This is a genomic window from Kribbella sancticallisti, assembly GCF_039530625.1.
Lineage (GTDB): Bacteria > Actinomycetota > Actinomycetes > Propionibacteriales > Kribbellaceae > Kribbella > Kribbella sancticallisti.
In genome coordinates this window covers 1-7,399 of record NZ_BAAAOS010000065.1, presented here as the reverse complement: position 1 = coordinate 7,399, position 7,399 = coordinate 1, and the positions used below count along the sequence as shown (strand labels likewise).

The 7,399-nt window shown below is 61.8% G+C and carries 2 protein-coding genes and 1 pseudogene; all 3 read right to left on the bottom strand.

Going from position 1 to position 7,399, the window contains the following annotated elements:
* Positions 1-197: 197 nt before the first annotated feature.
* The 3 genes and pseudogenes from ABD255_RS41035 to ABD255_RS41025 all read right to left on the bottom strand — a co-directional run bounded on the left by ABD255_RS41035 (position 198) and on the right by ABD255_RS41025 (position 6,764).
* Positions 198-1,611 (bottom strand): annotated as a pseudogene (locus ABD255_RS41035) (IS1380 family transposase).
* A gap of 414 nt (positions 1,612-2,025) precedes the next feature.
* Complete coding sequence (locus ABD255_RS41030) at positions 2,026-3,411, bottom strand: IS1380 family transposase (RefSeq protein WP_344222258.1); 1,386 nt, start codon at positions 3,409-3,411, stop codon at positions 2,026-2,028.
* A gap of 1,115 nt (positions 3,412-4,526) precedes the next feature.
* On the bottom strand, positions 4,527-6,764 hold the full coding sequence (locus ABD255_RS41025) for an AAA family ATPase (RefSeq protein WP_344222257.1): 2,238 nt from the start codon (positions 6,762-6,764) through the stop codon (positions 4,527-4,529).
* Positions 6,765-7,399: the final 635 nt, after the last annotated feature.

The following is a 7,399-nucleotide window of genomic DNA, read 5'->3' as shown; positions in this document are numbered from 1 at the left end:
TAGACACCGACATCCAAGTCCCATGGACCACACCCGTCACACACGCCACACCGCGTCAGCCCCGGCCTTTCAGTAAGCCGTTGATTGTGGGCGCGGATCGGGCTGGGGATTGTGAGGGTTGTTGGGCGTGAGGGATCGGCCGGCTTGCCGGCTGTTCCGTTGTCCCTTCGGTCGTGGGTGGTCAGGGGTGTGGGTGTTCAGGTGTGTAGCGGGTGCGGGATCAGTCCGAGACGGGCGAACGCGGCCGCGAGATCGCGGGCCCAGGTCCAGTGCTCAGCCAGCCGGATATAGGTGCGGCGTTGGCCTCGGGTGATGCGGGCGGCGGTGTGCAGAAGCCGGTAGCGCAGCGCTTTGGGTTCACAGGTGGCCAGGTCACCGTCGAGCAGCAGGTGCTGGGTCCAGGCGATCAGATCGATCGCGGTCAGCGCGAGTTCCAGCCATGCCGCGTTGAGCGCGAACAGCCGGGACGGGAACCGGCCGATGCCGGTGTCCTTCCCGCAGCGGATCCGGTCCTCAACCCGGGCGTGGGCGCGGTGTCTGGCTTCGAGGTGTGCGAGTTGGCCTCGGGGTGTGTCGGTGGCGAAGGCCTGGTAGCGCAGCCCGTCGCGCTGGTCGAACAGCGACAGCTGGGCGCCGGGATGAGGCCGTTCACGGCGCACGATGATCCGCATACCGGCTGGCCAACCGGCGGCGGTCAGGCCGTCCAGGAGACCGGTGATCTCGGCGACGTCGGCGTCGTCACGCACCGACCCGTCGGTCGCGATCGCCGGCGTCCAACGCAGCTTTGGGGAGTGCGTCGATCGCGGCCTGGACCGCCCGGGTCATGGTGAACCCGACCGAGAACTCCACGTCCAGGCCGCGGGCTTCCCGCAGGCCGCGCAGGTGCGCCAGCCAGTCCCTGGTGGCGCCTGCACCATCGGCCCGGATCAGGATCGGGCGGCCGTGGCGTTCGGCGTCGGGGATCTGGGCCAGCGCCAGATCGGTCACGGTGACGTGGTCGGCCGCGGTGTTACTGCCCGCGTTGCCCGGACGCAGCAGCCCGGCCAGCGCTTCACCGGTGTTGTCCAGGAACGCCAGCACTGGGTGATACCCAAACCCGCCTTTGAATGTGCCAGCAGCCGATTCTTTCTCGCTGTGACAGGTGACCAGGCTGGCGTCGATATCGATGACCAGGCCCGGCAGCAGCCGCCCACCCGCCCTCGATGCCGGCAACATCCGCCCGAGTTCTGTCCGAGCCAGCCAGGCACGCTCCCGAACGACCGCACGCGCTTGCCGCAACCGGGCGAGCACGATCTCGTCGACACTGTCCAGGACCCGCCACGCCGTGGCGGTCGAGGCGACCGTGCCGAACAGTTCCGGTTGGTCTCGCAGCACCGCCAGGTCCGAGATCGCCTCGCCACCATCGGCCAGCATCACCGCGACATCGGCCAGCACCCGGCCCGGATCATGCACCGAGCGGCGCTGACGCAGCCCGCCCAGCGCCTCACCGAAGGTCTGCGGCACACCGGTCACATCGGCCAGATCCGCGAGCAGCCGCGACCCGGCATGCGAGGCGACACCCCGCCCATCGGCCGTCACCGTGACCACCGGACGCGTCGTTGTATTCTGCACTGAAGAGGTGCCTTCCCGCTTGGACCATTCTGCGTCTTAGACACACCCAGAATCCCTTGCAGGTAAGGCACTTCTCTACATCTACGACGCGTGTCGACCCCCGCGATCACATCGATACTGCAACGCCAGGGTCAGCAATCAGCAAACGCCCAGGTCACGCGCCCAAGCGGCCGACTTTGCCGAGGCCCTGCCCCCTGATCTGGGGTGCGATCAATCATTCGGGCTCCACAAACCCGCTGGTGCGGCCGGAACCTGAACCCGGATCCACCGATCGGCTTCCGGTGGTCGTTTTTTCCTGATTTGTTGAGTTTCATCTGGTTCTGGTGGTTCCTGGGCGTGGTTGATCCGCCGATCTGTTCGGCTTTTCCACGGTGGTTGTCCGGTCGGGCCCTGGTCGGGGCGGTGGGCGGGGGGTCAGGCTGTTCGTGGTGGTCGGCGGTGGAGGGCTGTGTGGAGGTTGTCGAGGGCGTGTTGCCAGGGCCAGTGCTGGGGGAGGTGGAGTTTCAGGCGGCGTGCTGTGCGGGCGAGTCGGGCGGGGACGTTGATCAGGTGCGCGCGGATTGTCGCGGTGGTGGCTCGGGCGTGGAAGGGTGAGGCGAGGACGCCGGCGGCGCGGGAGAGGTTGTGCGCGATCGCCCAGAGGGTGGCCCAGGCGGCGTTGGCCTGGGACGACCCGGACGGTAGGTGTGCCAGCGCGGCGGCCTTGGCGTCGGCGATGACCTGTTCGATCACGGCGTGGCCGCGGTGCTGGGTCTCGGCCTGCAGCATCGTGTGAGGGCTGGTGGTGAATACGGCGTGGTGGCGGTAGACGTCGAACAGTTCGCCTTGTCCGCTGGTTGTGCTGAGGCGTTTGACGCGCCGCACGATCAACCGGCCTGGCACCTGCAACCGCTTGGGGCGCGAGGAGAACGCGACGTAGGGCATCTCGGCGACCTCGGCGTCGGAGACCAGTTCGCCGGTGTCGGGATCGACGAACGCGTCCGGGTAGTGGATCGGGGTCCATTCACCTTCGAATGCGGCGATCGCGGCGTCCACCGACGGGTTCGACCCCGTGGTCAGCGACACGTGCGCGCCGGCCCGCCGCGCGGCCGCGACGACGTCGGCGGTGTAGAACTTCGAGTCCGCCCGCAAGATGATCGTGCCGGTGGCTCCGGATGCTTTCGCGGTGGCCAGTGCCTCGGCGACGAACCGGGCGGCGCCGCGCACGTCCGCGGCCTTTCCCTTGCGCAGCCGGATCCCGGCCACGACCGGCCTGGCCAGCGGTGTGCTGATCGTCGCGAGCAGCGGGTGCAGGGTCTTCTGTCCCTTCAACCGGCCCACCGCTGCGCCCTGCTTGGAATATCCGTAGACCTGCCGGTGAGTCGAGTCGACGTCCACGAACGCGAGCACATCCGCTCCGGGCAGCAACGGCACGGCTCCGGCGAGATCGACCAGGAAATGGCGGTGCACACCGTGCAACTGGCGGACATGGCCGTGGGTGAATGAGCGCAGGAACGTGCCCAGCGTCGAGGGCGCCCGCACCCCGTCGAAAGCCACCGCCATGCCCGCATGGCGCAGCCGGTCGATGTCCTCGATGCAGTCCGCGCCAGCGATCATCCCGCCCAGCAGCGACATCACCTTCGCGCCCGCGTTCGCCCCGCCACTGTTCGCTGCGCCCACGATCTTCACCCGGTCACCGACCAGGCCCGCCAGATCGAACCGCTCCGCCAGCGCGACAACCGGGACCAGCCCCGCATCCGCGATCAGATTCGGATCATCAAACGCGATATCGACCGCCGCAGCGGCATGAGAAGATTGCATCTCGCGGGTGCACCCCAGGCTCGGTCACGACGGTCCCTCAGCAAGACCATCGTCCCAGGTCAGAGGGCACCCGCGTCCCCATTCAACCAGCCGACCATTCACCGATCGGTGGATCCGGGCTGAATGGTTACGGCCATGAGTACCAAACTTTCATCTTCCAGATGCGGTCATTGAAAAAGTCACCCACGTACCATTGGTCTCCACCTCGGCTTCCGGAATTGTTGCCATCTGGGTCCCAGTACGTTGCCCAGTTGCACGTCCCATATAGGTCGTAGGAGCTAATCATTGCCGACCACATTCCAATGACCGGTATCGTGTACCCTTCCCAGTCGCAGGGGCCGAAGTCACCGTAGACGGGGTTACTCCTGCCTTGGAAGTTCGCATGCTCATACCAAGTCACCAGAAGTGACTGTTCGCTAGTAATCTTACTCAAATCTTCTTTCGTGCCGCACACCTCCCGCGCGGACAGAATCTTTTCTCTGGATTCTGTCTTCTCCACCATCGTTACGCAATTTTCGCGCGGTACGACCGCATTCGCCGGCGATGCGGCTAGCGCAAAACTGGACAACAGCATTACAAGAACGGCCAACTTCGACCATGAGTGCATGAATGCAGTTCCTTCCGCGAGAACCTCTTGGATGCAATACGAGGCTGTTAAGATACTGAAATGATTGTGAGATGATTATGCACAGCGATCCGATGGTAATCAATAGTTGAACAGCGTCAAGATTCTGGTTACTCTGCCGGCCGTGGGCAGAGCATCAGGGGGTCGGCAAATTCGTGTTGAAGGGGTTGCGGGGTCGGTGACGCACGGGTGTGAGCGGGTTGCGGGGCGGGGACGGCTTCGGTGTTAGTCATGGCGGTTCTCACACTGCCGGATCACGAGAGGGACCATGCCCGTCGTGGCATCATCGCCGATGCGGTCCCCGTGTGAGTCCACGATCCGCCGGACGCTGCAGCCCTGGACGCCGACGCCTTCGAAGACCAGCCCGGTGGCTGGGCCCAGCCAGCAACATCGCCACCGGCCTACGACGCAACGCCCGAAGACCTCACCGACCACTCCAGACCCTCGAACAACTGCTGATCGACGACTTTGCCGGGGCCCTGGGAAGATCTCAATGGGCCTTGGCAACGTTCGTGGCACGGGGACCTCGTTCGGTATCAACCACAGAGAAACGGACCAACGTACCGACCCGAAGTTCTTCCATCGAACCCGAATCGAGCAGGTCATCTCTATGGAAAAAGAGATTACTGGGGAAGCGTGGATGCCTGATAAATCCGTAGGCCGGTTGCATTGATACCACCTCACCAACCACCGCACCGGCCGCAACGACGCCAGCCCTCTCAGGATCGCCACTCTCATCCAACTCGTGAGCCAGATTTCGAAGCCTTCCGGCAGCTACTGGGGCGCCACGCTTTCTATACAGCTGGGTAATGGCGACGAACAGCTGCGGCCACCGCCTGGCGCCTGCCAAGCGAACAAGAACGGTCGCGAAGCGATCGAGCCATTCGCCAAGACCGGCAAGGGATAGCGATGCAGCTAGACAGCCGGCGGCACCTAGGATTGCCTGTGTAGCGCACTCACAGGCCTCATCACGCAAACGAGTGTCAATGACACCAGCCTCGATCGCGGCTAGCGCAATGTCGAGACCACGGCGTCCGCGCTGGTACTGGAGTGCGGGATTCTTTTCCTCATCCGCCGCGTAGGATGCCCACCTCCTGTAAGCCTGGGACAGGCTGCTGAGCGCAATCAGCTTGAGTTTCCCCTCGGCATCTTTAACGACAGGTTCAATGAGCTGAATTCCGGCCTCAAAGTGGCGAGTCCATACTAGATAATTCCCCAGCGCCACGGCCGTGTCCGCGACATCCAACACTCGATGAGCTTCTTTTGCGTAGACGATCGCCGACTCCACGTCCCGCAGATTGCGGGACAGGTGGCCAGCTAGGAAGTAACTGACGACTGCTTTGCCCTCTTCATCGGCCTTAGCGTGGGCAGACCTATAGGCGACAGTTGCACTTGCGTACTCACCACCAGCCGCTCGAACGAAGCCATCAACGCGATCCACCTCCCAAAAATCCGGATTCAGCTTCCGCGCTCGATCGATCTCTGCCAGTGCGGCTTCGAAATCTCTACTCTGGGATACAAGCAGGGCGTTGCGGAGTATCTGCGCAGTGGGCACATCTTGAGGTCCACGCACCCGTACTACGATCGGCGCCAGCGATCTCGCGGCAGCCTCAACCGAACGCCGCTCCTCAATGATGCGATACTCAGTATCTCGCCGCATTATTCGCTGACTCAAGTCCGGATCTAGAGTAACACCTCTCGCAAAAAAAGCGCTTGCGGTTTCGGTCAACGTGACTAACAAAGTTAGATCGCCTGGAATCCCCGTACTCTCCCTGCGAACCAGGGACCCTCGAATCAACTCCTGCAGGCCGGCGTTTACTTCGTCGATCCGTTTCTCAAGCAGCAGCACCAACTCATCCGACGTCACCGGCCGCCCTAGTACAGATAATGCCGCCAAGACGTCGAATGCAGGCTTTGTGAGCGATTCATAGACCGAACGGACGCAGAACTCGAGAACCTCGCGCTGGTCGCGAATTAGTGCCACAGGCTCTTGCCCAGCCTCAACAGCCAGAACGAACCATCTAATAACCAGAGGACTATGGCGAAGCCTGTCGACGATCTCTGCTCTTGTTCCACTAGATAGCTTGCGGAGACTGTCAACTCGCCGAGCTCTTATAAAGTCATTGAGTAATCGCAGGCTATCGACCTTCTGCAACTTGCCTAAGGGATACCTCCGCTCATACTCACCAATCCCAACCCGGCTGGTGATAAGGTACGTGACGGAATCAGGCAACGCCTCGTAGAGCGTTGAGAAATCCAGACCGCCAATAGTTTCCAGATTGTCGAATACCACCAAAACTCGGAGGTCTTGCAAAGCATCCGCTAGATCATTTAATGATCCATCGAATCCGGTATCCAGCGCTTGACCCAGAGGTACGATTGCACCAGTAAGGTCTTGCGCCGCTCCAGCGATATCCCGGATCCCATTTGCAGTGAGTTTCTCATTCTTCAACGAAGTCCAGAGGATCGCTTCAAATGGTCGCGCAGGATCATCGGCGAGCTCTGACGCAACCTGGATCGCAAGCGCAGTCTTGCCAATTCCACCTTCTCCAGTAATGGTGATAACAGGCTCTCGCCGCCGATTCAGGAGTTCTATCAGTTGCTGAACTTCGGTCGATCTTCCAACCAAACCAGTTTCATCATACTCTGGGGACGGGAGGTTGTGCACCGCGAAAGATACCTGCTCTGGAAGCTCAACAAGCGGCTCCCAGGAAGGATCAGCGTCCATTTGGGCCAACGTACGCCGCAACTCAGTCCACCAGCGCGTTCGCTACTGCCCCAACAAGATCGGTGCCGTGTCGCTGTCTCCGACCAATAGAGGGCGGGAGTGCATGACACGGTTTCGAACACCGACTAGACGGTCCAACTGGACTGTCAATTCGCGAACCTCTTGGCCAAGTTCCGCTGGAAGGTGTCCACGATGCTTATTTAACAGATCGTAAGCTTCCCGGAGATCAAGATAGTCCGTAAGCGGAACACCATCTGATGCCGCTTCGTCGTCCGAGCGCCGCTGAAACGCCTTCTCATACAAGTTTCCTAGCGCTTCAACCTCATCCATCTCAGATAGAACGTAGCGGGCCAAGATTGTGCGTATATCTCGCTCAAATGCACCGAGGAGTACATACAACCGGGCGCGAGTCATCGGTATGCTGCCAGCTTCGTCCATGGTCCCCCCATTGCGAAGTAAGTGGTCTGGAGCGTAGAGGTGCCTCAGGTGTTACGCCAGAGGCCGTTGTGGATACGTTGTCAACTCGTGTCCTCTGATGCGTACCCATGAGGTCTCTATGCCCTCGCTGAAGATGCGCCTAGTACTACAGCCGGAGTTCGTGATGTTCGGTTGAGTCGGTGATTTGGCGGTCTGGG